Origin of the sequence: Corynebacterium sp. HMSC056E09 (assembly GCF_001813425.1) — a bacterium.
GTDB classification, from domain to species: Bacteria; Actinomycetota; Actinomycetes; order Mycobacteriales; family Mycobacteriaceae; genus Corynebacterium; species Corynebacterium hesseae.
Map to the genome: position 1 here is coordinate 494 of NZ_KV812513.1, position 23,241 is coordinate 23,734.

General features: G+C 62.4%; 36 protein-coding genes. 25 read left to right on the forward strand and 11 right to left on the reverse strand.

Annotated elements, in window-relative coordinates; translation table 11 throughout:
- Window positions 1-179: 179 nt before the first annotated feature.
- Genes HMPREF2912_RS09355 through HMPREF2912_RS09380 form a run of 6 tightly spaced genes read right to left on the reverse strand, consistent with a single transcriptional unit; the run spans window position 180 to window position 3,236 of the window.
- The gene (locus HMPREF2912_RS09355) at window positions 180-740 is read right to left on the reverse strand and encodes a hypothetical protein (protein WP_070521772.1); all 561 of its coding nucleotides are present in this window, start codon (window positions 738-740) and stop codon (window positions 180-182) included.
- Window positions 733-1,311, reverse strand: a complete 579-nt coding sequence (locus tag HMPREF2912_RS09360) for a DUF6286 domain-containing protein (RefSeq protein WP_070683917.1) — start codon at window positions 1,309-1,311, stop codon at window positions 733-735. The genes HMPREF2912_RS09355 and HMPREF2912_RS09360 overlap by 8 nt, the downstream gene beginning before the upstream one ends.
- Entirely contained in the window at window positions 1,304-2,206 is a 903-nt protein-coding gene (locus HMPREF2912_RS09365) for an Asp23/Gls24 family envelope stress response protein (RefSeq protein WP_070683919.1), read from the reverse strand. The genes HMPREF2912_RS09360 and HMPREF2912_RS09365 overlap by 8 nt, the downstream gene beginning before the upstream one ends.
- Window positions 2,206-2,400, reverse strand: a complete 195-nt coding sequence (locus tag HMPREF2912_RS09370) for a hypothetical protein (protein WP_010189668.1) — start codon at window positions 2,398-2,400, stop codon at window positions 2,206-2,208. The genes HMPREF2912_RS09365 and HMPREF2912_RS09370 overlap by 1 nt, the downstream gene beginning before the upstream one ends.
- 31 nt (window positions 2,401-2,431) lie before the next feature.
- The gene (locus tag HMPREF2912_RS09375) at window positions 2,432-2,686 is read right to left on the reverse strand and encodes a hypothetical protein (RefSeq protein ID WP_246816518.1); all 255 of its coding nucleotides are present in this window, start codon (window positions 2,684-2,686) and stop codon (window positions 2,432-2,434) included.
- Window positions 2,687-2,738: 52 nt separating this feature from the next.
- Window positions 2,739-3,236, reverse strand: coding sequence for an Asp23/Gls24 family envelope stress response protein (locus HMPREF2912_RS09380; protein ID WP_070683921.1), 498 nt, complete (start codon window positions 3,234-3,236; stop codon window positions 2,739-2,741).
- A 636-nt stretch (window positions 3,237-3,872) separates the two neighbouring features.
- On the opposite strand from HMPREF2912_RS09380, the gene rpsJ reads away from it, so the two are divergent.
- The 12 genes from rpsJ to HMPREF2912_RS09440 all read left to right on the forward strand — a co-directional run bounded on the left by rpsJ (window position 3,873) and on the right by HMPREF2912_RS09440 (window position 9,952).
- Window positions 3,873-4,178 (forward strand): 30S ribosomal protein S10, encoded by a 306-nt coding sequence (gene rpsJ / locus HMPREF2912_RS09385; RefSeq protein WP_003848085.1) that lies wholly within the window; start codon window positions 3,873-3,875, stop codon window positions 4,176-4,178.
- Between the two features lie 35 nt (window positions 4,179-4,213).
- Window positions 4,214-4,870, forward strand: coding sequence for a 50S ribosomal protein L3 (rplC, locus tag HMPREF2912_RS09390; RefSeq protein WP_070683923.1), 657 nt, complete (start codon window positions 4,214-4,216; stop codon window positions 4,868-4,870).
- Window positions 4,867-5,529 carry a 50S ribosomal protein L4 gene (rplD, locus tag HMPREF2912_RS09395; RefSeq protein ID WP_010189650.1) on the forward strand — a complete coding sequence of 221 codons (663 nt, stop codon included), beginning with the start codon at window positions 4,867-4,869 and terminating at the stop codon, window positions 5,527-5,529. Before rplC ends, rplD begins: the two co-directional genes overlap by 4 nt.
- Window positions 5,529-5,831, forward strand: a complete 303-nt coding sequence (rplW, locus tag HMPREF2912_RS09400; protein WP_070521753.1) for a 50S ribosomal protein L23 — start codon at window positions 5,529-5,531, stop codon at window positions 5,829-5,831. Before rplD ends, rplW begins: the two co-directional genes overlap by 1 nt.
- A gap of 35 nt (window positions 5,832-5,866) precedes the next feature.
- A complete protein-coding gene (gene rplB, locus HMPREF2912_RS09405) occupies window positions 5,867-6,703 on the forward strand; it encodes a 50S ribosomal protein L2 (RefSeq protein ID WP_070683925.1) in 837 nt (278 codons plus the stop codon).
- Between the two features lie 13 nt (window positions 6,704-6,716).
- The gene (gene rpsS / locus HMPREF2912_RS09410; RefSeq protein ID WP_010189646.1) at window positions 6,717-6,995 is read left to right on the forward strand and encodes a 30S ribosomal protein S19; all 279 of its coding nucleotides are present in this window, start codon (window positions 6,717-6,719) and stop codon (window positions 6,993-6,995) included.
- Between the two features lie 3 nt (window positions 6,996-6,998).
- Window positions 6,999-7,361: a 50S ribosomal protein L22 gene (rplV, locus tag HMPREF2912_RS09415; RefSeq protein ID WP_010189645.1), complete on the forward strand. Its 363-nt coding sequence runs from the start codon at window positions 6,999-7,001 to the stop codon at window positions 7,359-7,361.
- Window positions 7,361-8,107 (forward strand): 30S ribosomal protein S3, encoded by a 747-nt coding sequence (gene rpsC, locus HMPREF2912_RS09420; RefSeq protein WP_070446580.1) that lies wholly within the window; start codon window positions 7,361-7,363, stop codon window positions 8,105-8,107. The genes rplV and rpsC overlap by 1 nt, the downstream gene beginning before the upstream one ends.
- Window positions 8,108-8,110: 3 nt before the next feature.
- A complete protein-coding gene (gene rplP, locus HMPREF2912_RS09425) occupies window positions 8,111-8,527 on the forward strand; it encodes a 50S ribosomal protein L16 (protein WP_070521748.1) in 417 nt (138 codons plus the stop codon).
- The gene (gene rpmC / locus HMPREF2912_RS09430) at window positions 8,527-8,757 is read left to right on the forward strand and encodes a 50S ribosomal protein L29 (RefSeq protein WP_005276944.1); all 231 of its coding nucleotides are present in this window, start codon (window positions 8,527-8,529) and stop codon (window positions 8,755-8,757) included. Before rplP ends, rpmC begins: the two co-directional genes overlap by 1 nt.
- Before the next feature lie 2 nt (window positions 8,758-8,759).
- Window positions 8,760-9,041: a 30S ribosomal protein S17 gene (gene rpsQ, locus HMPREF2912_RS09435; RefSeq protein WP_070683927.1), complete on the forward strand. Its 282-nt coding sequence runs from the start codon at window positions 8,760-8,762 to the stop codon at window positions 9,039-9,041.
- 188 nt (window positions 9,042-9,229) lie between these two features.
- Complete coding sequence (locus HMPREF2912_RS09440) at window positions 9,230-9,952, forward strand: hypothetical protein (RefSeq protein WP_070683929.1); 723 nt, start codon at window positions 9,230-9,232, stop codon at window positions 9,950-9,952.
- Here the strand turns inward: HMPREF2912_RS09440 and HMPREF2912_RS09445 are convergent.
- Window positions 9,949-10,341, reverse strand: coding sequence for a hypothetical protein (locus tag HMPREF2912_RS09445; RefSeq protein ID WP_070683931.1), 393 nt, complete (start codon window positions 10,339-10,341; stop codon window positions 9,949-9,951). The genes HMPREF2912_RS09440 and HMPREF2912_RS09445 overlap by 4 nt on opposite strands.
- Complete coding sequence (locus HMPREF2912_RS09450; RefSeq protein ID WP_070683933.1) at window positions 10,338-11,207, reverse strand: carbohydrate kinase family protein; 870 nt, start codon at window positions 11,205-11,207, stop codon at window positions 10,338-10,340. Before HMPREF2912_RS09450 ends, HMPREF2912_RS09445 begins: the two co-directional genes overlap by 4 nt.
- A 21-nt stretch (window positions 11,208-11,228) precedes the next feature.
- Between HMPREF2912_RS09450 and HMPREF2912_RS09455 the strand changes: the two genes are divergently transcribed.
- The 6 genes from HMPREF2912_RS09455 (at window position 11,229) to HMPREF2912_RS09480 (ending at window position 17,246) form a co-directional block, all read left to right on the forward strand.
- The gene (locus HMPREF2912_RS09455; RefSeq protein ID WP_070597122.1) at window positions 11,229-12,551 is read left to right on the forward strand and encodes a glycoside hydrolase family 32 protein; all 1,323 of its coding nucleotides are present in this window, start codon (window positions 11,229-11,231) and stop codon (window positions 12,549-12,551) included.
- 112 nt (window positions 12,552-12,663) lie between these two features.
- On the forward strand, window positions 12,664-14,670 hold the full coding sequence (locus HMPREF2912_RS09460; protein ID WP_070683934.1) for a sucrose-specific PTS transporter subunit IIBC: 2,007 nt from the start codon (window positions 12,664-12,666) through the stop codon (window positions 14,668-14,670).
- 384 nt (window positions 14,671-15,054) lie between these two features.
- Window positions 15,055-15,423 (forward strand): 50S ribosomal protein L14, encoded by a 369-nt coding sequence (gene rplN / locus HMPREF2912_RS09465; protein WP_070521731.1) that lies wholly within the window; start codon window positions 15,055-15,057, stop codon window positions 15,421-15,423.
- Between the two features lie 4 nt (window positions 15,424-15,427).
- Window positions 15,428-15,742, forward strand: coding sequence for a 50S ribosomal protein L24 (gene rplX / locus HMPREF2912_RS09470; RefSeq protein WP_005527724.1), 315 nt, complete (start codon window positions 15,428-15,430; stop codon window positions 15,740-15,742).
- Between the two features lies 1 nt (window position 15,743).
- Window positions 15,744-16,295: a 50S ribosomal protein L5 gene (gene rplE, locus HMPREF2912_RS09475; protein ID WP_070521728.1), complete on the forward strand. Its 552-nt coding sequence runs from the start codon at window positions 15,744-15,746 to the stop codon at window positions 16,293-16,295.
- Between the two features lie 165 nt (window positions 16,296-16,460).
- The gene (locus tag HMPREF2912_RS09480; protein WP_070530801.1) at window positions 16,461-17,246 is read left to right on the forward strand and encodes a formate/nitrite transporter family protein; all 786 of its coding nucleotides are present in this window, start codon (window positions 16,461-16,463) and stop codon (window positions 17,244-17,246) included.
- Here the strand turns inward: HMPREF2912_RS09480 and fdhD are convergent.
- Window positions 17,215-18,066 carry a formate dehydrogenase accessory sulfurtransferase FdhD gene (fdhD, locus tag HMPREF2912_RS09485; RefSeq protein WP_070683936.1) on the reverse strand — a complete coding sequence of 284 codons (852 nt, stop codon included), beginning with the start codon at window positions 18,064-18,066 and terminating at the stop codon, window positions 17,215-17,217. The genes HMPREF2912_RS09480 and fdhD overlap by 32 nt on opposite strands.
- Window positions 18,063-18,311, reverse strand: a complete 249-nt coding sequence (locus HMPREF2912_RS09490; RefSeq protein ID WP_070563549.1) for a DUF6457 domain-containing protein — start codon at window positions 18,309-18,311, stop codon at window positions 18,063-18,065. Before HMPREF2912_RS09490 ends, fdhD begins: the two co-directional genes overlap by 4 nt.
- 310 nt (window positions 18,312-18,621) lie before the next feature.
- On the opposite strand from HMPREF2912_RS09490, the gene rpsH reads away from it, so the two are divergent.
- From rpsH to HMPREF2912_RS09525, 7 genes are all read left to right on the forward strand, one after another.
- On the forward strand, window positions 18,622-19,005 hold the full coding sequence (rpsH, locus tag HMPREF2912_RS09495) for a 30S ribosomal protein S8 (protein WP_070521703.1): 384 nt from the start codon (window positions 18,622-18,624) through the stop codon (window positions 19,003-19,005).
- A gap of 14 nt (window positions 19,006-19,019) precedes the next feature.
- Window positions 19,020-19,556, forward strand: coding sequence for a 50S ribosomal protein L6 (gene rplF / locus HMPREF2912_RS09500; RefSeq protein WP_070521700.1), 537 nt, complete (start codon window positions 19,020-19,022; stop codon window positions 19,554-19,556).
- Window positions 19,557-19,559: 3 nt separating this feature from the next.
- Window positions 19,560-19,961, forward strand: coding sequence for a 50S ribosomal protein L18 (rplR, locus tag HMPREF2912_RS09505; protein ID WP_070521697.1), 402 nt, complete (start codon window positions 19,560-19,562; stop codon window positions 19,959-19,961).
- A gap of 40 nt (window positions 19,962-20,001) precedes the next feature.
- The gene (rpsE, locus tag HMPREF2912_RS09510; RefSeq protein WP_070521694.1) at window positions 20,002-20,628 is read left to right on the forward strand and encodes a 30S ribosomal protein S5; all 627 of its coding nucleotides are present in this window, start codon (window positions 20,002-20,004) and stop codon (window positions 20,626-20,628) included.
- 3 nt (window positions 20,629-20,631) lie between these two features.
- Window positions 20,632-20,817, forward strand: coding sequence for a 50S ribosomal protein L30 (gene rpmD / locus HMPREF2912_RS09515; protein WP_039673747.1), 186 nt, complete (start codon window positions 20,632-20,634; stop codon window positions 20,815-20,817).
- Between the two features lie 3 nt (window positions 20,818-20,820).
- Window positions 20,821-21,267 carry a 50S ribosomal protein L15 gene (gene rplO / locus HMPREF2912_RS09520; protein ID WP_070521691.1) on the forward strand — a complete coding sequence of 149 codons (447 nt, stop codon included), beginning with the start codon at window positions 20,821-20,823 and terminating at the stop codon, window positions 21,265-21,267.
- Window positions 21,268-21,407: 140 nt separating this feature from the next.
- The gene (locus HMPREF2912_RS09525; RefSeq protein ID WP_070683938.1) at window positions 21,408-21,746 is read left to right on the forward strand and encodes a hypothetical protein; all 339 of its coding nucleotides are present in this window, start codon (window positions 21,408-21,410) and stop codon (window positions 21,744-21,746) included.
- A 12-nt stretch (window positions 21,747-21,758) separates the two neighbouring features.
- On the opposite strand, the gene HMPREF2912_RS09530 is transcribed toward HMPREF2912_RS09525, so the two are convergent.
- Window positions 21,759-23,237 (reverse strand): FAD-binding oxidoreductase, encoded by a 1,479-nt coding sequence (locus tag HMPREF2912_RS09530; RefSeq protein ID WP_246816520.1) that lies wholly within the window; start codon window positions 23,235-23,237, stop codon window positions 21,759-21,761.
- Between the last annotated feature and the right edge of the window lie 4 nt (window positions 23,238-23,241).

Sequence of the window (23,241 nt, forward strand, 5' to 3'; positions counted from 1 at the left end):
AGACTAAAACAGCACCGTGGGCCCCGCAACCGGAACGGGCAAAATTCCTGCTCAGAGGCGGGGTTAACGCCGACTAAGGGCAGGGAAAGGGATTGGTTGGGGGAACGGCAGCTGTGGGGAGGGACGAAACGAGAAAAGCCCCTCAGGTGAGGGGCTTAAAGGCTCAACGCGCGCTGCGCTTAGGCGGACTGGACCTTCGTGAAGTGGACCTTGTACCGCGTATCCACATCCATCCCAGGGAACGCCGCGCGGAAGTCACTGTCATTAACCTCAATGGCGTCCTTGATACGCAGCAAGGGCGTATCAGGATCCGCCAACACTTCATACTGCAGCGTCGGCCGCGAGCGGTCATAGGCCACGAGCCGCGAAACCTTCTCAACGCCTTCTACCGCCGCGAGGGTATCCGCCACCGCACCCGCAATCGCAGACATCTCCGTTTTAATCGCGCCTTCCTCATCGGAGGCATCCGAGGGCACCGCGTTAAACCGATGGTGCCGCAGGTTGCTAATGACGAGCCACAGGCCGGCGAGGCTGCAGATGATCGTCGCCAAGCACAGCGCATACGGCCACCATGACTGTTCCGGCAAACCAGCCCACGTATCGTGGTCCACCCAGGACGCCAAATATGTGGCGAAGGGGACCTCGAAGTGTATAAGAATCGGCCACGCGCCCAACGCAATGAGCAGGAGTCCCAAGACAGCGAGAATCGTGCGGTCTATACCCGCGAGCGTCTTAGACATTGGCAACCTCCTCCTCGTCATTCTCAATCACCACGGTGATCTCCGGGGGCGGGGTGATCGCCGCAAGCGCCGCCGTTACGGCTTCAGTGACGCGGGCCTTGAGCTGGGCGTCGTCAGTATCGCCGGTCGCGGTCACCGTGATCTGAGAGCGGCCTTGTGAAATCTTCGCCCGACTCCGCGCCGCCACAGTTCCCGGCACCCGCCGCGCCGTCGCCGACGCCACGCGGGCAATGTCCACTGCGCGCAGCCACATCGACGCCTCTTCAGACCCAATCTGCACGTGCATTGCCTTCCGCGGCGCGCACGCCGCCCACAGCAAAATTAACCCGACGACGATGGCGACGCCCCCGGCGACCAGCATCCAGGTGGCGACAGTCGGCGTGGACATCACGTCGATGAATGGCTGTAGCCACGAGACACCGCCCTCCTTGGCACCCACGACCCAGGCTTCGCGCCCTGCAACGACGGCCGCGGCGAGCAGCAGGATGCCAATGATGATGGTCCATCCGCGCGCCGGCGGGGATGCCTTCGGGCGCTGGCCAAAGCCAACGGGAAGGGAGCTCTCACTCATGATGGACTCCTTCGCGGATAGTGATGGCACGCAGCGGCGTCGGCCGTGGAATGTCGACCCGGCGTGTGAACTCGGCGGAAGGCCGAATCTCAATGGGGCGTAGCTGGAGCGGCTCGGCGTGCGGGGTGCGTAGGGGAGCAGCCTGCGGGACCTGAACCCGCTGCGGCTGGACGGGGCGGGGAGCCTCAACGCGGCGCAGCGCGAATTCCCGCGGAGCCGGTACGGAACGGACGGCCACGGGCGCGGGGGTGGCGACAGCGCGCAGCGGCTGCGGCGGGGCTGTGCGAACAGGGCGCAGCTCGTCGTAGCGGTGCTCGCCAGGGCCGAAACCTTCCGTGCGCACCTCAACGTCCGCTTGCTTGCCGACGCCCCTCACCTTCACCGCCTCCGGCACCGCCACCGCGCGTACCGTCACCGGTGAGGGGACCGCAACCTGGTGAACCTTTGCGTGCGGTGAGACCTCTACCGGCTTCAGGGCACGTTCCGGAACAATCGCTGGAATCTGCGGGGTTAGCGGCGCGCGGGTGTCGACCGCCAGTGCGGTCGTGCGCTCGCCCGCGACCGCGCCGGCGACCGTCACGTTGACGCGGGTGGTACGAAAGCCCGTGAAATCGCGGACGGCTTCCCGAATCGCCGTGCGGACGGCCTTCGCCACTGCGGTGACGGGGGAGGGCCAGTACACAGCAATGTCGACGTCGACCGCCACCATCTGCGTATCCGGGTCCATCTGCGCCATCACCCGCGGAAAAGCGCGGCCGGCGAGGCCGGCTAACTTAGCGTCGACAGCCGCGGTTCCCGGCACGCTCGCAATGGCGGAGCTAATGACCTTTTCCATCGCACGCAGGGAAAAGCGGGTCCGCCCGGCGAGGGCGACCCCGGTGGAATCGGTGCTCACTAGCCTCGGCCTCTATCCTGGCCGACCACGCCCTTCCACACCGCGGTGAGGTCAATGCGGCCGTCGAAATGCGCGCCGATGACGCCGCCGACCGCGGCGAGCAGCACCGCCAGCGCGACGTACCACACGCCGAGGTAGATGAAAAAGGCCAGAACCAAGCCGGCAATCACGCCGAGGGAGGTGTAGTTCTTCATGGTTTTCCTTTAGTTCTGTGTGTCGGTTCCTCTACACCGCGTCGTCGAAGACAACGTCCACGCGGCGCGCCGCGGGCCAGGTGTTGCGGACGGTGGTGCGGGTGGCGGCACCAAGCTCGGCGAGCGGAACGCCGGCGCTGACATCAACGACGACGTGCAGCTCCAGGTGCGTGTCATCCTGCGGGGTGGGGCGGCGGATGCCGTGTATGCGCTCACCGGGAAACAGGAGCGCGACCTCCCCGAACCGGCCGGGCGAGAGCTTGGCGACGCCCCTCAGATCCGTCACCGCCGCCACTATGGACTGCGCGATGGAGGGGGTCAGCTCGGCAGGGGCCACGTTATGCCTGGCCCTGGGTAACCGCCGGGGCTGACTCGGTGGAATCCTGCTCTTCCTTCGGCAGCTTGACGTCGTGGACGACGACGTCAACGCGGTCCACGCTCAGGCCGGTCATGCGCTCGACCGCATTCATGATGTTGCGGCGGATGGCCTCGGCGAGCTCGTGGATGGCCACGCCGTACTCGGCGATGATGGCGATATCAATGGAAGCGGTGCCGTTGTTCACCTCGACGGTGACGCCCTGGCGCACGTCCTCGGAAGCACCGAAGGATTCGCGGATGGAACCCATCATGCGGGCGCCGCCGCCACCGAGGGCAGCGACACCGGAGACCTCGCGGGCGGCGATTCCGGCGATCTTGGACACGACGACGTCATCGATGCGGGTGGTGCCGAAGTCGGTCTCCAGGTTCTTGTTGCGCTCCGGTGCGGGTGCCGGGGTGGCGTCGCCAGCCTGAGTGTTCTGCTCGGCAACGTCCTTGGGGGTGGTGTTCTCAGTCATGCTCAATCCTTTTCGTTGTGTAGTTGGTACCTACGTCACGAGCTTATCGCCGAATGCAGAACGCGGGGCGGCGGGGAGGCAATCCTTGCCCAAAACGTGATGTTACCCACTGTTTCGGCAGGAGTTTGGAAAACGCGAGGTTACGTGCTTAAATACAGGGGTTGCTTTAACACAGCAACGTAGCCGCAGGCGCAAGCTTGTAGGGCGTTGTTGCTGGTAAGGCGAACATGACGCCTTTGTTGTGAGGTTCTTTTTGGGCCGCACGCGAAGGTCATCCGATCGGGCTAGGTCCGCGCTTGAGCAGAGACACCCCGAGAAGATGGACCGGAGAAGGGGCATGGCAAATAAACAGCGGCAGGATATGAATAAGACTTTGGTTGCGGATCGTTGAGATCTAACGCCCCAGTCTTCTTCCTATTTACTTTGACTACGGGTCTTGTACCCCGTCACGAGCACTGCACTCTGGGCTTTGCCTTAAGTCACTCTCGTGGTCGTCATGACAGTCAGACAACTGGCGTTGAGCCATGGCTTCCAGCCCGGACAACGTTATAGAGAAATCGAGAAGCAATTTCCCACCGCTTCACGCCCCGGATAGGCCGGGTATGTGAAAGTGGGGAAGCGAGGAAGAGGATAAGCGTGGCGGGACAAAAAATCCGCATTCGGCTGAAGGCCTACGACCACGAGGCCATCGACGCTTCTGCTAAGAAGATCGTCGAGACCGTTACCCGTACGGGTGCTCGTGTTGTCGGCCCGGTGCCGCTCCCAACCGAGAAGAACGTATACGCCGTTATTCGTTCTCCGCACAAGTACAAGGACTCTCGCGAGCACTTCGAGATGCGCACTCACAAGCGCCTCATCGACATTCTCGACCCGACCCCGAAGACCGTTGACGCCCTGATGCGCATCGACCTTCCGGCAAGCGTCGACGTGAATATTCAGTAAGCGATCGACACAACGTATTTGGTGGAGAACAAACAATGAGTGAAAACGAGATCAAGGGAATTCTGGGCACCAAGCTCGGCATGACCCAGGTCTTCGACGAGGAGAACCGCGTTGTGCCGGTGACCGTCGTCGAGGCTGGCCCGTGCGTGGTTACCCAGATCCGTACCAAGGAAACCGATGGCTACAACGCCATCCAGATTGCCTTCGGCGAGAAGGACCCGCGCAAGGCCAACAAGCCGGCCGCTGGTCACTTCAAGAAGGCTGGCGTGACCCCGCACCGCTACGTCGCTGAGATCCGCATGGACGATACCTCCGCATACGAGGTCGGCCAGGAGGTCAAGGTGGACATCTTCGAGGGCGTGACCTTCGTTGACGTCACCGGCACCACCAAGGGTCACGGCTACGCTGGCGCCATGAAGCGCCACGGCTTCGCAGGCCAGGGCGCTGCCCACGGTAACCAGGCTGCTCACCGCCGCGTTGGTGGCATCGGTGGCGCTTCGTTCCCGGGCCGCGTCTTCAAGGGTAAGCGCATGGCTGGCCGCATGGGCCAGGACCGCGTGACCACCCAGAACCTGAAGATTCAGAAGATTGATGCCGAGTCCAACCTGCTGCTCATCAAGGGTGCTATCCCGGGTGCGCGCGGTGGCCTCGTCACCGTTAAGACCGCAGTGAAGGGCGGTGCACACGCATGAGCAACCTCAAGCTAGACGTCCAGACCGCTGACGGTAAGACCAACGGCACCGTTGAGTTGCCGGCCGAGCTCTTTGACACCGAGGCATCCATTGCTCTGATGCACCAGGTTGTCAACGCACAGCTCGCTGCCGCTCGTCAGGGTACCCACAAGACCAAGACCCGCGGCGAGGTCCGCGGTGGTGGTCGCAAGCCGTTCCGCCAGAAGGGCACCGGCCGCGCCCGCCAGGGTTCCATCCGTGCTCCGCACTACACCGGCGGCGGCACCGTGCATGGCCCGGTCCCGCGTGACTACTCCCAGCGCACCCCGAAGCGCATGATCAAGGCTGCTCTCTACGGCGCACTGTCTGACCGTGCACGTAACGAGCGCATCCACGTCATCGAGGAGCTCGTCCCGGGCCAGACCCCGTCCACCAAGCAGGCCAAGGCCTTCATCGAGCGCCTCACCGACCGCAAGAACGTTCTTCTGGTCATCGGCCGCGAGGACATCAATGCTCGCCGCAGCGCCAACAACCTGCCGAACGTCCAGATCCTGGACGCCGGCCAGCTGAACACCTACGACGTCCTCTACTCGGACGACGTTGTGTTCTCCGTTGAGGCTCTGCACACCTTCGTCGAGCGCGCTACCGGCGCTGCCGAGGAAGCTAAGGAGGAGAAGTAATGGCTAAGCTCGCTAACCCGCGCGACGTCATCATCGCACCGGTTGTGTCCGAGAAGTCCTACGGCCTCATGGAGCAGAACGTGTACACGTTCTACGTCTCCACGGACTCCAACAAGACCCAGATTAAAGATGCCGTCGAGCAGATCTTCGGCGTGCAGGTTGCTTCCGTGAACACCGTGAACCGTGCAGGCAAGCGCAAGCGCACCCGCACCGGTTTCGGTCAGCGTAAGTCCACCAAGCGCGCCTACGTGACGCTCCGTGAAGGCAGCGACTCCATCGACGTCTTCGGCGCAGGCGCTTAAGCCCCACCGAAGAGCCGAAAGGAAAAGGAAGAATTATGGCTATTCGTAAGTACAAGCCGACAACTCCGGGTCGCCGCGCATCCTCCGTGTCCGAGTTCGAGGAAATCACTCGCTCGACCCCGGAGAAGTCCCTGCTGCGCCCGCTGAGCAAGACTGGTGGTCGTAACAACTACGGCCGCATCCCCACCCGCCACATCGGCGGTGGCCACAAGCGCCGTTACCGTCTCATCGACTTCCGTCGTACCGACAAGGACGGCATCCCTGCAAAGGTCGCTCACATCGAGTACGACCCGAACCGTACCGCCAACATCGCCCTCCTGCACTACGCAGATGGCGAGAAGCGCTACATCATCGCCCCGAAGGGCCTGAAGCAGGGTGCCATCGTTGAGGCTGGTGCGAACGCAGATATCAAGGTTGGCAACAACTTGCCGCTGCGCAACATCCCGACCGGTACCACCATCCACGCTGTGGAGCTCAAGCCGGGCGCTGGCGCTAAGCTGGCTCGCTCCGCTGGTGCTTCCATCCAGCTGCTGGGTAAGGAAGGCAAGTACGCCATCCTGCGTATGCCGTCCTCCGAGATCCGTCGCGTCGACATCCGTTGCCGCGCCACCGTCGGTGAGGTTGGCAACGCTGACCAGATGAACATCCGCTGGGGCAAGGCCGGCCGTATGCGCTGGAAGGGCGTCCGCCCGACCGTCCGCGGTGTCGTTATGAACCCGGTCGACCACCCGCACGGTGGTGGTGAGGGTAAGACCTCGGGTGGTCGCCACCCGGTGTCGCCGTGGGGCCACAAGGAAGGCCGCACCCGCAACCCGAACCGTTACTCGAACAACATGATCGTGCGCCGTCGTCGCCCGAACAAGAAGCGCTAAGAGGAGGTAAACAATGCCACGCAGCCTTAAGAAGGGCCCGTTCGTCGATGAGCACCTCCTCAACAAGGTTGATGCTCAGAACGAGGCCGGCACCAAGCAGGTCATCAAGACCTGGTCTCGCCGCTCCACCATCCTGCCCGATTTCATCGGTCACACCTTCGCCGTCCACGACGGCCGCAAGCATGTGCCGGTGTTCGTCGAGGACTCCATGGTTGGTCACAAGCTCGGTGAGTTCGCACCCACCAAGACCTTTAAGGGTCACGTCAAGGACGACAAGAAGGGACGTCGATAAGCGATGAGTGACACCATCACCTCCGCATCCGCAACGGCTCGCTACGTCCGCGTTACCCCGATGAAGGCACGCCGCGTCATCGACTTGGTCCGCGGTAAATCCGTAGCCGAGGCACTTGCAATCCTGAAGTACGCTCCGCAGGGCGCCGCTGAGCCGGTTGCCAAGGTCGTTGCATCCGCAGCTGCCAACGCTGAGAATAACTTCGGCCTGGATCCGCGCACCCTGGTCATCTCCGAGGCATACGCCAACGAGGGTCCGACCATGCGTCGTTTCCAGCCGCGCGCACAGGGCCGCGCATTCATGATTCGTAAGCGCACCAGCCACATCACCGTGGTTGTCGAGAGCCAGAAGGAAGGGGCCAAGTAATGGGCCAGAAGATCCATCCTCACGGCCTACGTTTGGGCATCACTTCCGACTGGAAGACCCACTGGTACGCCGATAAGGACTACGCAAACTACGTAGCCGAAGACATCAAGATCCGCGAGTACTTGGAGAAGGGCCTCGACCGCGCCGGCATTGCCGACGTCGTCATCGAGCGCACCCGCGACCGCGTCCGCGTGGACATTCACACCGCCCGCCCGGGCATCGTGATTGGCCGCCGCGGCGCTGAGGCTGACCGCATCCGCCGCGAGCTGGAGAAGCTCACCGGCAAGATGGTTGCCCTCAACATTCTCGAGGTCAAGCAGGTCGACGCCAACGCAACCCTGGTTGCGCAGTCCATCGCGGAGCAGCTGGTTAACCGTGTCGCATTCCGTCGTGCAATGCGCAAGGCCATCCAGTCCGCTATGCGCCAGCCGCAGGTCAAGGGCATCAAGATTCTGCTGTCCGGCCGCCTGGGCGGTGCAGAAATGTCTCGCGTTGAGCGCTACCACGAGGGTCGCGTTCCGCTGCACACTCTTCGCGCCGAAATCGACTACGGCACCGCAGAGGCCCACACCACCTTCGGCCGCATCGGCATCAAGGTGTGGATCTACAAGGGTGACGTTGTCGGTGGCGTGCGCGAGTCCGAACTGAACGCTCCGGCGCAGGGCCGTGGCCGCGGTGACCGTAACGGTCGCTCGCGCCGTGGTGGCCAGCGTCGTCAGCGCGCACAGCAGAAGCAGGAGGGCTAATCCATGCTGATTCCTAAGCGCGTCAAGTACCGTCGCCAGCACCGCCCGACCCGCTCGGGTGTGTCCAAGGGCGGTAACCGCATCAACTTCGGTGACTACGCCATCCAGGCTCTCGAGCCGGCGTACATCACCAACCGCCAGATTGAGGCCGCACGTATTGCCATCAACCGCCACGTCAAGCGCGGTGGCAAGGTGTGGATCAACATCTTCCCGGACCGCCCCCTGACCCAGAAGCCGCTCGGCGTGCGTATGGGTTCCGGTAAGGGTCCCGTCGAGAAGTGGGTTGCCAACGTTAAGCCGGGCCGCATCCTCTTCGAGATGACCTACCCGAACGACGAAGTTGCCATCGAGGCTCTGCGCCGCGCTGGCCAGAAGCTTCCGTGCAAGGTCCGCATCATCAAGAAGGAGGACCAGTTCTAATGGCTACCGGTACCCCCGCCCACGAGTTCCGTGAGCTCGACAACGCTGAGCTGGAGACCCGCCTGAAGGATGCGAAGGAAGAGCTCTTCAACCTTCGTTTCCAGAAGGCCACTGGCCAGCTGACCAACAACCGCCGCATCGGCACGGTTAAGCGCGACATCGCCCGCATCTACACCGTTCTGCGCGAGCGCGAGCTGGGCCTGTCCGTTGCTCCGGGAGCTGAGGCTTAATCATGAGTGAGGCAAACGTGAACAATAAGAAGGAAAAGGGCGCTCGCAAGACCCGCACCGGCATCGTTGTCTCCGACAAGATGGACAAGACCATCGTTGTCGAGCTCGAGGACCGCAAGCAGCACGCCCTCTACGGCAAGATTATGCGCACTAACAAGAAGGTTAAGGCGCACGACGAGAACGAGACCGCCGGCATCGGCGATCGCGTTCTCATCGCCGAGACTCGCCCGCTGTCCAAGGACAAGCACTTCCGTCTCGTCGAGATCGTGGAGAAGGCTAAGTAAAATCTAGCCCTCCTCGATATCAATGGCCCCCACGGTTTACGTGGGGGCCATTTTTATGCGCTTTTCACTTCCGCATCCGGCACGCCACAGACAACAGCCTGTCAGGGGAGCGGTCTACAGTTCTACGGTTTAAGCTGCGGGAACGTGTTAGGGTAAGGCCGTTCATCTCCTGAAAGGCCAAACTCTCTATGTCCGCGTTCTCTCGCTCTCTGCATACCCTTGTCTGCGCTTCCTCTGTGGCAGCCCTCGTCGGTTGCACCGCGGAGGAGCCTGCTCCTGTTGCTGCCGATGCTCCGGCGGTGGAATCCACTGGCGACGTTTCAACGACGCAGGCCGAGCCGGATTCGGACGGGCAGCCACAACCGAGCATCGAAGCGGCCGGCCCGAACCCGACGCTGCCAGCCGGCTATACACCTGGCGCCGCTGATTCTGGCGCGGCTGAAGGCGCGAAGACGTCCAACGCACAGGACGTAGATAAAGGCGGCGCGGGCACCTCCGACACCAGTGGCATTGAAAAGTGCGTGTATCGGAAGGATCGCGTACGCGGCGAGGGCAATCCTGCCGATGTTCCCTCCACTGTGTCGGGTACCGTACACAAGGCAAAAGCAGGCGACCTCGACGGTGGAGAGCCCGGCATCGTCTTGCCCGAATATGCCTCGGAAGAGGTGTGGGTCCTGGCCTTGGACGCGCCCACCACGTTGAGCGGTACCAAGAGCGGCAGGCCGGGTGAGGTGGAGGTTCGTGCAAACCAGGAATGCATCGGAATAGTCGGCAATGGGGATTTGTGGGACGGCTACGAAGGAATGAAGGCCACCTTGCCGATCGATGCCACGAGCGGATTCTGGCAAAGCGATGTGAGTGTCCCGATGGGCACGCTGCGCATGCCCTACATACCGGCAGATATTCTTTAGCGCACCCGCCGGTGCGTGAGCGCGATAGCGATGCTAAAGACGCTGAGCACCGCGCCCACCGCGAGAAGAAACGTGCCGATGCGGTAGGGCGCGGCGCTGGCCAGGTCGACGGTGTGAAAGACCTTGAGCCAAACCAGCCAGCCCGCGATGAGCGCAATCGAACCCAGTGCGGAGATAGCCCGCAGCCCCCGGGTGGGGCGCTGGGCGGGGGAGAAGGCGTGGTAGGAGGCGTCGACAAGCGCGGCGCCTCCCAACAGCACCGACAGCACCACCGCAGCTGGCACCGGCAGAAGCGCGCCCGTGCCGAAGACGACGGGCAAAATGAAGGACACCGTCACCACGAGGAAGAGCAGGCCGTGGAGCCCGGTCGTGCGCAGGGGATAGCTCATAGTAGTTCCTCCACCTCAGAAAGCGTGGGCGGCTGCGCGCCCGTGCGGGAAACAGTAATGGCTGCGGCCGTCGCCGCAAAGTGCAGGATCTCCTGCCACTCCTCGACGCTCAAAGCGCTAATGTCCCGCTCCACCAACTGTCTTAAGAGCGCGGCCATCACCGTGTCGCCCGCGCCGATGGTGTCCGCCACCTCCACCGTAACCGGCGGGACCTGCAGCGACACCGAGTCCGTGCGCACGCTCAGACCTTCGGCGCCACGCGTGGTCACGACCACGGGCACCTGCGAAAGCGCGTCCTCACCGAGGAATTCAACTTCCTCCTCGCTCAGCTTCAACAGCGTGACGTGCGGCAGCAAGGACAACAAAAACTCGCGGTGCGCCGGGGTGGCAAAGAAGGGGCGGATGTTCGGATCCAGCGCCACCTTCGTGCCCTGCGCCGCAAGCTCCTGGAGCAGCTCGGCATAGCGGGATGCGCCCGGCTCCAGGGCGAGGGAGACGGTGCCGAAGCAGGCCCAGGGGACGTCAGCAAGCACAGGCCCCACCAGCCGGTCCGCCGTGCCCTCCGTATAGAAGGAGTAGGTGGCCGAGCCGTCCTCCCCGATGTTGCAGACTGCCAGCGTGGTGGGCTCGTCACCGCGCTGCACGAGCGAGGTATCCACTCCTTCTTTATGTAGGCGCTCCACGAGCGCCTGCCCGAATGCATCCCGCGAAAGCCGCGATTGAAAACCCACGCTTGCGCCCAAACGCCCCGCCGCGACCGACACATTGAAGGGGCCGCCGCCCAACGCCGGGGTGAGATCTGCCAGCCCCCCGCGTCCGCGCGGAACGAGGTCAACGAGGCCTTCGCCACACACCATAATGTCCATAGAGCCCATACTATCGGGAGCATGAACTACCGTCCGCACTTCCATCTCTCCCCGCCGTCTGGTCGCCTTAACGATCCAAACGGGGTCTTCCTTGATGGCGATAACCTGCACGTTTACTATCAGCACGACCCCTGCTTCCCACACGCGCCGAAGCAGACGGGCTGGGGGCACGCCGTGACTTGCTTAAGCGAACCACAGCCCTGGCGGCACTTCCCGGACGCGCTCTATCCCATCCGTGAGCACGACGCCCACGGTTGCTATTCCGGTGGCGCGGTGGTCGACGGCGAGGATGTCTGGCTGTTTTATACCGGCAACCTCAAGCGCGATGGCGTGCGGATTCCCTCGCAGAACCGTGTCCGCGCGGTTGATGCCGGCGGTCCAGAAGGCGGCTTCTATGAGCACGACGCCGCGAACCCGCTCATCGACGGGCCCGCCGCAGGTTTCACCGGGCATTACCGCGATCCCCAGATCACCCGCGACAAGGACGGCTGGCGCATGGTGCTCGGCGCCCAGGCGGAGGATGAAACCGGGCACGTGGTGCTCTATCGCTCCACGGACTTGGCGCAGTGGTCTTTTAAGGGTGCGCTCACCTTTGACACCTCAGGCGCTGAGCCGGGCCTGAGCCCCGACCTGGTGCCGGGCGGCTACATGTGGGAATGCCCGAATTTGCTCACGCTGCGGGACCGCGCCACGGGGGAGGACAAGGACGTCCTGGTCATCTGCCCACAAGGTTTAGATCCCGTGCGCGGTAACGCCACGCACTACGCCTCCTCCGACCAGTGCGGCTACCTCGTGGGCCGGCTTGAGAGCACGGTTTTCCACGTGGAGCGCGGTTTCAGCGAGGTGGACTATGGCCACCAGTTCTATGCGCCGCAGCTGGTGGAGAAGGATGGCGAGGCCATCATGCTGGGGTGGATGGGGCTGCCCGCGCAGGATGACACCCCGACTGTCGCCCAGGGCTGGGTGCATACGCTGACGCTTCCGCGGCGCGTCTGGCTGGAGGATGGCTGGTTGCGCCAGGCACCGCTGTGGTCGCTAGGGTCTGCGCCGACGGGGCCGGCGCGAGAGGGGTTCGGTTCGGTGGCCACGCTGCAGGCTGGGGAGGGCACTTATGCGCTTGTCGACGCCTCCGATGCCACCGCCTTCCTCGTAGCTTACGGCGGGGGAGAGCTGCGGCTCACGTCTGGCGAAGATGAACGCGTCGTGCCGTGTCCAGCAGGAACACTGGAGCTTGTCGCTGATGGCTGCGCGGTGGAGGTCTTTGCAGGTGATGGGCGGATTGCGGGGGCGTCGGCAGTTTTTGGTGCCGGCGACGCTCGCTGGCGCGGCTGGGAAGCCCGGTAGGGTGTGAATTTTCCTATATTTGTGCCCGAATTGTTGGCTTTATGTTGGGTAACGTGTCTAATAGGAGGTGAAGCTACTTAATTCATCTCACTTTCCGAGGAGGCACGCCGGTATGGATCACAAACAGGTCGCGGCGCGAACACTCAAAGCAATCGGCGGCGAAGACAACATTGTGGCGCTCGCGCACTGCGCCACCCGCCTGCGCATGGTGCTGAAAGACAGCAAAAAAGTCGATACGGCCGCACTGGAAAACGATCCGGACCTCAAGGGCATCTTTGAGGCCGGGGGCATGTTCCAGGTCATCGTCGGCCCGGGCGATGTCAACATCGTATTCGACCAGATCAACGCGATGACCTCGAAGGATATCGCAGTTTCTACTGACAAGCTCAAGGACATCGCCGCCGACTCCGGCAATTGGTTCTCCCGGGCAGTGAAGGTCCTCGCCGATATCTTCGTGCCGCTCATCCCGATTCTGGTCGGCGGCGGTCTGCTCATGGCGCTCAACAATGTGCTGACCGCCAACGGGCTGTTCGGCGAGCAATCCGTCATCGAGATGTTCCCGGCCATGGCGGATGTCGCCGGGCTCATCAACCTCCTGGCTTCCGCGCCGTTCGCCTTCCTGCCCATCCTGGTGGGCTTCACCGCCACCAAGCGCTTCGGCGGCAACGAGTTCCTCGGCGCGGGCATGGCCATGGCCATGGTGATGCCGGACCTGGTGAACGGCTATCAGGTGGCCGCGACCATCGAGGCGGGGGAGATGTCCTACTGGAACATCTTCGGCCTCGATGTTGCCCAGGCGGGTTACCAGGGTTCCATCCTGCCGATCCTGGTCATCGCGTGGATTCTGGCCACGATTGAGAAATTCCTGCACAAGCACCTCAAGGGCACCGTGGACTTCATGCTCACCCCGTTGCTCACGTTGCTGGTGACGGGCTTTATCACCTTCATCGCGGTTGGTCCTATTCTGCGCACGGCGGGCGACATGCTCGGCGCTGGGCTCAACGACCTTTACACCTTCGCCGGCCCAGTGGGCGGCTTCATCTTCGGTTTGTTCTACTCACCGATCGTCATTACCGGCCTGCACCAGTCCTTCCCGCCGATTGAGACGATGCTGTGGAACGAGGGCGGTTCCTTCATCTTCGCGGTGGCCTCCATGGCCAACATTGCCCAGGGTGGCGTGGCCTTGGCGGTCTACTTCCTGACCAAGTCGGAGAAGCTCAAGGGCCTGTCGGGCGCCTCGGGTGTTTCCGCGCTCTTCGGCATTACCGAGCCCGCTATCTTCGGTGTGAACCTCCGCCTGCGCTGGCCGTTCTACATCGGCATGGGCGCGTCCGCAGTGGCCTCGACGCTCATCGCGCTTCTCGACGTCAAAGCTACCGCCCTCGGCGCCGCCGGCTTCATCGGATTCGTCTCAATGCGCCCGGAGGATTACACGCAGTTCTTCATCTGCGCCTTCGTCTCCCTCATCCTCTCCTTCGGCGTGGCCTTTGTATATGGCCGCTACCTCATCTCCAAGAACGGCTCCATCGATCCCGATGAGGTCGGTACCGCCAGCGCCGACGTGGGCGGGGCGGTTCCTGCCGCCACCGCTGATCCGAATGCCTACCGCGTGGCCTCCCCGCTGGCCGGAAAGGCCATCGCGTTGGAATCGGTTTCGGATCCGATGTTTGCCGCCGGCAAGCTGGGCGCGGGCGCGGCCATCGAGCCGAGCGAGGGGCGCCTCGTCTCCCCGATTGATGGCAAGGTCACCGTCACCTTCCCCTCCAAGCACGCCTATGCCGTGCGCGGAAAAGGTGCCGACGGCAACAACGTGGACATCCTCATGCATGTCGGCTTTGACACCGTGAACCTGAAGGGCGAGCACTTTACCTCGCACGTCTCCAAGGGCGACGAGGTCAAGGCCGGCGACCTCCTCTGCGAGTTCGATATCGCCGCCATCAAGGCGGCGGATTACCCGGTGACAACACCTGTGGTGGTATCCAACTCGAAGAAGACGGGCCCGGTCCTCCCGGCCTATACCACCGGTGCGGAAATCACCTTCGGGGATGCATTACTCACCGTGGACCCGAAGCCGAAACCTGCGGCTACAACCACCGCCGCTTCAGCGGAGAAGGCCTAGAGCCTCCGTCCGCCGATTCCATAAGTGCAGACCTGGAAGTACAGCACGGTCGTCGCCAAGCACTGCGCGTGCGCTTGACGACGTCCACCAGCGCCTCTGCACTTCCGGGTCTGCACATTTGGGTTTGGGAGGATGGGAAGTTCTGTGGGGGCGGGGAAACAGTGGGGTGCGCGATTTGGGGAAACAGTGGGGGACATGCTTGAATGTATGGGTTGCATATGGTCGGTCGGTGCAGCGCGATGCGTTTCCGAATCGCCACACCGAGACCCTTCGACCGCTGTGAACAGCGAGTTCGTCGCACAGCCTATGCCACGCAAGCAAGTAGACCAGGTGTGTCAAGGACGGAAATCTTGACGCACGTTAATCCAGGTCAGGAGACCCATAGTGATTCAGCAAGAATCGCGTCTGCGCGTCGCCGACAACTCCGGTGCACGAGAGCTCCTCGTCATCCGCGTTCTCGGCGGCTCCGTTCGACGTTTCGCTGGCATTGGTGACGTTGTCGTTGCCACTGTCAAGGAAGCCACCCCGGGTGGCAACGTGAAGGAAGGCGATGTCGTCAAGGCCGTCATCGTCCGTGCCAAGAAGGAGACCCGTCGCCCGGACGGCTCCTACATCGCATTCGATGAAAACGCCGCAGTTATTCTCAAGGGCGACAATGAGCCGCGCGGTACCCGCATCTTCGGCCCGGTTGCTCGCGAACTTCGTGATAAGCGCTTCATGAAGATCGTTTCTCTCGCACCGGAGGTGATCTAATCTTATGAAGATTCATAAGGGCGATATGGTGATCGTCATTTCGGGCCCGGACAAGGGCGCGAAGGGCAAGGTCATCGAGGCATACCCGAAGCGCGACAAGGTCCTCGTTGAGGGCGTCAACCGCGTCAAGAAGCACGTTGCTAACTCCGCTACCGAGCGTGGCGCCGAGTCCGGCGGAATCGTTACCCAGGAAGCTCCGATCCACGTGTCCAACGTTGCGATCGTTGACTCCGAGGGCAACCCGACCCGCGTGGGCTACCGTTTCGACGAAAACGGCAAGAAGGTCCGCATCGCACGTAGCAACGGGAAGGACATCTAACATGAGCGAGAACTACACTCCGCGTCTGAAGACCCGCTACCGCGAGGAAATCAAGAAGACTCTGAACGACGAGTTCAAGTACGACAACGTGATGCAGATTCCGGGCGTCACCAAGGTCGTTGTCAACATGGGTGTGGGCGACGCTGCCCGCGACTCCAAGATGATCAACGGCGCTCTCGAGGACCTTACCGCTATCACCGGCCAGAAGCCGCAGGTGCGTCGCGCTAAGAAGTCCATCGCAAACTTCAAGCTCCGTGAGGGCATGCCCATCGGCGCACGCGTTACCCTGCGCGGCGACCGCATGTGGGAGTTCCTGGACCGCCTGCTGACCATCGCGCTGCCGCGTATTCGCGACTTCCGCGGTCTCTCCGATCAGCAGTTCGACGGCCACGGCAACTACACCTTCGGTCTCACCGAGCAGACCATGTTCTACGAGATCGACATCGACAAGGTGGACCGCCCGCGCGGTATGGACATCACCGTCGTGACCACCGCTACCAACGACGAGGAGGGCCGCAAGCTCCTGCGCGAGCTCGGCTTCCCGTTCAAGTAAAGTAGCGCTTGAATCATTCCCCCGGCACTCCGTGAAGGAGCTCCGGGGGAATTTTTGTGTCTGCGCCCTTTTTGGGGTCTTGTTTCCCCTGAGTAAAGATGATGTCTGAGGTTGTGAGTAAACTACGAGCGTCTGAGAAGTCTGCGTCCCCCAGTGAGGTAAGAAATGTCCCTGAATGATGCTTCGGCAGCCGCGGTAAAGAAAAAGGTTGCGTTGCTCGATGAGTCCTTTGGCCGGTTCGCCGTGCGCTCCACCCTGGCGGGTGTGTACCTCGCCATCGGTACGGCGTTTGCTGCGGTGATGGGGATGGGCGTCGAGAAGCATGTGGAAGGCATGGGCTCGCTGGTCTTTGCCTGTCTGTTCGGCTTGGGCCTGTTTGCCATCGTCCTTCTCGGCGCGGAGCTGGCCACCGGCAACATGATGTACATGGTCTATGGCGCCGTAACTAAACAGGTGGGCTGGGGCAAGGGCCTGTGGCTGCTGGTGGTCACGACGCTGTTTAACCTGGTTGGTGCTGCCCTCTTTGCCGCAGCCATGGGAATGTCGGCCAAGCTGGGCGGAATCGACCCCAACCATCTCATTGCTAACCTCTCGATGGGCAAGCTGACCAAGGGCCCAGGCGGGCTGCTGGTGGAGGCCATGCTGGCCAACTTCGTGGTCAACATGGCTATCGTCGGCGCGGTCTTTGCCAAGGATGTGGTGTCCAAGTTCTTCGTCATCGTGCCGATCATCGCCTGCTTCGTGGGCCTAGGCCTGGAGCACGTTATTGCCAACTTCTGCCTGATGACCCTGACCTTCTTCTGCGCCAGCCCGCTGCCGGAAGGCTTTACCCTCGGCGCGGTGTTGGCCAACTGGTCCATCGTGTGGGTGGGAAACCTCATCGGCGGCGGCTTCCTTATTGGCGGCGTGTACGCCTGGCTTAACTCTGGCCCGGAGGCGTACCGCGACTAAGTTCGCCCGAGTAGAGGTTGAAGCGGTCGCCGCGGGCAAAGCCCACGAGCGCCATGCCGGTTTCCCGGGCGGTTTCCACCGCCAGCGAGGAGGCCGCGGAGACCGCAACGAGCATGCCGAAGCCGGCTATAGCAGCCTTGTTGACCAGCTCGAAGCTGGCGCGCGAGCTCATCACCAGGATGAGGTCGCTGGCGGGCAGCATTCCTTCCATCAGTAGGTGGCCGATGACCTTGTCGGCGGCGTTGTGCCTGCCGACGTCCTCGCGTACAACGACGGGTTCTCCCTCGAGCGTGAAGGCGCCCGCGGCGTGGATGCCGCCGGTTTTGCGGAACTGCTTCTGTTCCGCTTTCAAGGCGCCGGGCAGCTTGGCGACGATCCCCGGATCCACCGGCACCTGTGGGATTGAGTATCGCGACTGCATCATCAGCGCCTCGATAGAGGAGGTGCCGCACACTCCGCACGCAGACGTGGTTGTCGTCAGGCGGAGATCGGCGAGGCTGATCGCGTGGGGGTTGGCTAGCTCAACGTCGAGCAGGTTATAGGGGTTGCGCCCGTCCACTGAGGCACCGGCGCAGTAGCGCGCCTCGGTGACATCGCTGGCCTTCTCGATGTGGCCCTCGGAATGAAGAAAACCATGGGCCAGCTCGACATCGTGGCCGGGCGTGCGCATCGTCGTGGTCAGCGTTTGTCCGCCCACGCGGATCTCCAAAGGCTCTTCGCCGGCGACGGTATCGCCGCGGGTATCGACCTGGATGACCTCTCCGTGCTCATCGAGGCGCACCTTGGTCACGGCGAAGGTGGCGTTGACGCGCCCGCTCATCGGTTGAGGGCCTCCTTGAGCGTGGCGATGTGGGTGCGGGCCTCGTCGACGTCCTTCGAGGCCAAACCGACCAGGTACGCCGTCAGCGGGGCAGCGGGGCGCGATTGGGTATGCGCGACGTCCTTGGTCAGATCGAGGAGTTCTCTAACCAAGGCGGTGGCGTCGGCCGGGGAGACGCCGACAAGCTCGGCAGCCTCCTCAAGCCACTGGTGTGCCGTGCGGATGGGGTCTTGTTCTTCACTCATGACTTCCCATGCTAACGCGTTTTGGAAAACAGCATGTCAGCGGGTAAAGTAAGCCGACGGACTTGCATTTTTCCTCCTCCGCGCCGCAAAAATGGCGCTGGAGGTGCGCAAATGTGCCAAGCCGGAAGAATTGAACACATCTACTTTGTTGTAGGCCCCTCGCCGTAGACAGCGGACCGTTGTCTGTATCAAAGGGTGGCGAGCGCCTCGCGGTATTGACCGCGGGGAGCGTGAGTAGCCCGAAATCACACGGAAAACGCTTTGGTGAGCTTTAAGGGAACCGCAACGAGAAAGGTTACAGGTCACTCATATGACTATGACTGATCCTATTGCCGACATGTTGTCGCGCGTGCGCAATGCATCCAATGCGCACCACGATTCCGTGTCGATGCCGACCTCCAAGCTCAAGGCGAACATCGCCGAGATCTTGAAGCAGGAAGGCTACATCGCTGACTACTCCGTCGAGGGCCGCGAGCTGTCCCTCGAGCTTAAGTACAACAATCGTGAGCGTTCCCTCTCGGGTCTGCGTCGCGTGTCTAAGCCGGGTCTGCGTGTGTACGCAAAGTCCACCGAACTGCCGCAGGTTCTGGGCGGCCTGGGCGTGGCCATCATTTCCACGTCTCAGGGTCTGCTTACCGACCGTCAGGCTCAGGAGAAGGGTGTAGGCGGAGAAGTTCTCGCCTACGTCTGGTAAGGGAGGATTGACACATGTCTCGTATCGGTCTAGCACCTATCGCCGTCCCGAAGGGCGTCGACATCACCATCAATGGCCAGGTTGTCAACGTGAAGGGGTCCAAGGGCTCCCTCGAGGTTGAGCTGCCGGAGCCGATCACCGCAGCCGTCGAGGACGATGAGATCAAGGTCTCCCGTCCGGACGACGACCGCAAGAACCGCGCACTGCACGGTCTGGCCCGCTCCCTGGTCAACAATGCCGTCGTTGGCGTGACCGAGGGCTACACCAAGAAGATGGAAATCTTCGGTGTTGGTTACCGCGTCCAGCAGAAGGGTAAGGACCTGGAGTTCTCTCTGGGCTACTCCCACCCGATCCTCATCAAGGCTCCGGAGGGCATCACCTTCGCTGTGGATGGCGCAACCAAGCTCTCCGTATCTGGTATTGACAAGCAACTGGTTGGACAGGTCGCCGCGTACATCCGCCGCCTGCGTAAGGACGATCCTTACAAGGGCAAGGGTATTCGCTACGACGGCGAGCAGATCCGCCGCAAGGTCGGAAAGACGGGTAAGTAAGCAATGGCTAACACTGAAAACGCAAAGCGCACCCCGGTTGGCAAGGACATTTCCTCGCGTCGTCGTGAAGCACGCGCGCGCCGCCACTTCCGCATCCGTAAGACCCTCCGCGGCACCCCTGAGGCACCGCGCCTGGTCGTTCACCGCTCCTCCCGCCACATGCACGTTCAGGTCATCGACGACCTGGCCGGCCACACCCTGGCCGCTGCTTCCTCCATGGAAGCCGACGTGCGTGCACTCGAGGGCGATAAGAAGGCCAAGGCTGCCAAGGTAGGCCAGCTCATCGCTGAGCGCGCCAAGGCCGCTGGCATCGAGAAGGTCGTCTTCGACCGTGCAGGCTACAAGTACCACGGCCGCGTTGCTGCGCTGGCCGAAGCTGCTCGTGAAGGTGGTCTGCAGTTCTAATGATTAAGGCATACGGAAACATCAACGGAAGGAACGCCTAATGTCGGACCGTGAACAGCGTGACGGCGGACGCTCCGCCGAGAACAACAACGACCGCAAGGGTCGCAACAACGGCCGTCGTAACGACCGCCGCAACCACCAGGACAACGAGCGCGATAAGTACATCGAGCGCGTTGTGACCATCAATCGCGTCTCCAAGACCGTTAAGGGTGGCCGCAACATGTCCTTCACCGCTCTCGTCGTCGTTGGCGACGGCCAGGGCATGGTTGGCGTCGGCTACGGCAAGGCCAAGGAAGTCCCGGCCGCAATCCAGAAGGGTGCAGAAGAGGCTCGCAAGAACTTCTTCCGCGTCCCGATGATTGCCGGCACCATTACCCACCCGGTTGAGGGTCGCGACGCAGCTGGCATCGTCATGATGAAGCCGGCCGCTCCGGGTACCGGTGTCATCGCCGGCGGTGCTGCTCGTCCGGTGCTTGAGTGCGCCGGTGTGCAGGACATCTTGTCGAAGTCCCTGGGCTCCGACAACGCTCTCAACGTCGTCCGCGCTACCGTGGACGGCCTCAAGCAGCTGGTTCGCCCGGAGGAAGTTGCTGCACGCCGCGGCAAGTCCCTCGAGGAGGTCGCACCGGCCCAGATGCTGCGCAAGCGCGCAGGTCAGGAGGCATAAGCAATGGCTCTGAAGATTACTCAGGTAAAGGGCCTTGTGGGCACCAAGCCGAACCACCGCGCCAACATTGAGGCTCTTGGTCTCAAGCGCATCGGACACTCTGTTGTAAAGCAGGACACCCCGATTATTCGCGGCATGGTTCACAAGGTGCGTCACCTGGTCACCGTCGAAGAAGTGGCAGGGGAGTAAACCATGGCTGATATCATCAAGCTCCACGACCTGCGCCCGTCCGCAGGCTCCAATAAGCCCAAAACCCGCGTCGGCCGCGGTGAGGCATCCAAGGGTAAGACCGCTGGTCGCGGTACCAAGGGCACCGGTGCTCGCAAGCAGGTTTCCGCTGCTTTCGAGGGTGGCCAGATGCCGATCCACATGCGTCTGCCGAAGCTCAAGGGCTTCAAGAACCCGAACCACGTTGAGTACCAGGTAGTCAACGTTGCTGACCTCGCAGAGGCTTTCGCTCAGGGTGGCGACGTCACCGTAGCGGACATCGTCGCTGCTGGCCTGGTTCGCAAGAACCAGCCGGTCAAGGTTCTGGGCAACGGCGACATCAACGTTAAGCTGAACGTCACCGCTGACAAGTTCTCCAAGTCTGCTGTTGAGAAGATCGAGGCTGCTGGCGGCACCGCCACCACCAAGTGAATCTCTACTCAGCAGATTTCTTCCCCCTGTCCACCGCATTCGTGCGGGGCAGGGGGATTTTTCATGCCTATTGTGCGCGCGCAGCTAAGAAGAGTAGTATGACCCTTGGTTAAAGCTTAGTAAGCGTTAAGGAGATTGTTATGTCGTCCGTATCTTCCATCGTGGCAACCGCCATCGCCGCACTTCTGCCCCTGGCTGGCGTTACTGGTCCCGTCGATGCACAGGAGATGCTCTCCCAGCCAGAGTCCGCCACCAGCACGGAGAACCTGCCCAGCGGCGAGCTGGCGGTGCAGCGCGAGCTGGCCCTTGCCACCCAGGAGCTCGGGCACGAGTTCATGACCATTCGCTTTGAAGGCAACGACACCGCTCACATCGTCTTCCTGGAAACCTACAACCCGGATACCGACCAGGCCGCCGTGGACCGCGTGATGAACGCCTTGGCCACCAACGGCTATGATCGCGTCGATGCAGTTGCCTAGGAAGGCAGCGCGTTAGGCGTCGTTGACCGTCTTTTCATAGAGGCCGGGGAAGCGGCTGTCTGGGTCAGTGAGCGCTTTAATGCGCTCCGGCAGGTCACCGCCGTAGAGCTCGGCAAATTCTTCGGGGGAGTAGAAGGCCTCTGAATACAGTGACTTATGCCCGCCAAGCTCACTGACTTTAGCTTCGATGACGCGGTTGAAGGCGCCGTTTCCCGGGGCGGAGGGGTCGACGTGATTGCCCTCCACGCCCGACCAGAAGCCCACGTTTACCCAGGTTTGGTCTGGGCGCAGCGGATACAGCGGCCACGGGGCGGGGGAGTCAGCCGCGAGAGAGCCGGTGCCGACGAGGTCTTCGACGCCCTCGCGCAGTCGAATCGGGCACAGCCACACCGGTTGTATATCTGAGGCGGTAAAGAACCAGCGCAGGAATTCCGGCAGGTTCTCCGGGGTGACCTCGATGTCCTGCACCACGCGCTCACCCCGCGGCAGGCCCTTTGGCTTCTTGATGAAGTTGTACTCCAGCTCGTATTTCCGGTCCAGGCGCACGAGCTTCCAGTAGAAAGAGCTGCGCCGCAGCTGCCGCGGCCACACCTTGCGCACCCGCGGATTCTGCGCGCCGAAGGCTCGCGAGCACCAGAACCAGTCAGTATCCCAGCGCCAGATGTAATCGCGCACCGTGAGGCGGTCGCGGCGGATACCGCGGGCGTGCTGGAGGCTGCGGTAGAAAATCTCCTCCCTCGTGTAGTCGGAGGTTGGGCCCTCCTCCTCCGTGAAACGGGCCATGACCAGGTAGGATTCCTCCGGAGAGAAGACCACGCCATCTAGGCCGTGGACATCGAGGCCGTCATAGGAGTGGGTGCGGGAGACGTCGTCAAGCGTGCGTGCCAAGGACTCAAAGTCGTGGAAGCGCACCTCCCTCAGCTCCACGTAAGGCTTCACCGCGCGCAGCTCAATCTTGAGGCGCACCGCATAGCCCAAGGAACCGTAGGAGTTGGGGAAGAGGCGGAAGAGATCGACGTTCTCCTCACGTGAGCACGTGAGAATCTCGCCAGTACCGGTGAGGATGTCCATCTCCAGCACGGATTCGTGCGGCAATCCATCGCGGAAGCTCGTGGACTCCACGCCCATGCCCGTTACCGCACCACCGAGCGTAATGGTCTTGAGCTGCGGCACCACGAAGGGCATCAGGCCGTGCGGCAAGGTGGCGTCGACAAGGTCCTCGTAGGTACACATGCCCTGGACCTCGGCGGTCTGCGCAATCGGATCGACCTCAATGACCCCACTCAGACCGGACACGTCGAGCCCCACCTGCTCGCCGCTGCGCCCGCGGAAAAGATTCGAGGTTTTCTTCGCCAGACGTACGCGCTTATCCTTCGGCACCGCGCGGAAGCTACGCAGGAGCTTATCGACGCCTTGCCTGTGCGCCTTCCAGCCCACCAGCGGGATCTCCACGGCATCGACGCTGCGGTGATTGCGAATGAGATCAGTCAACATA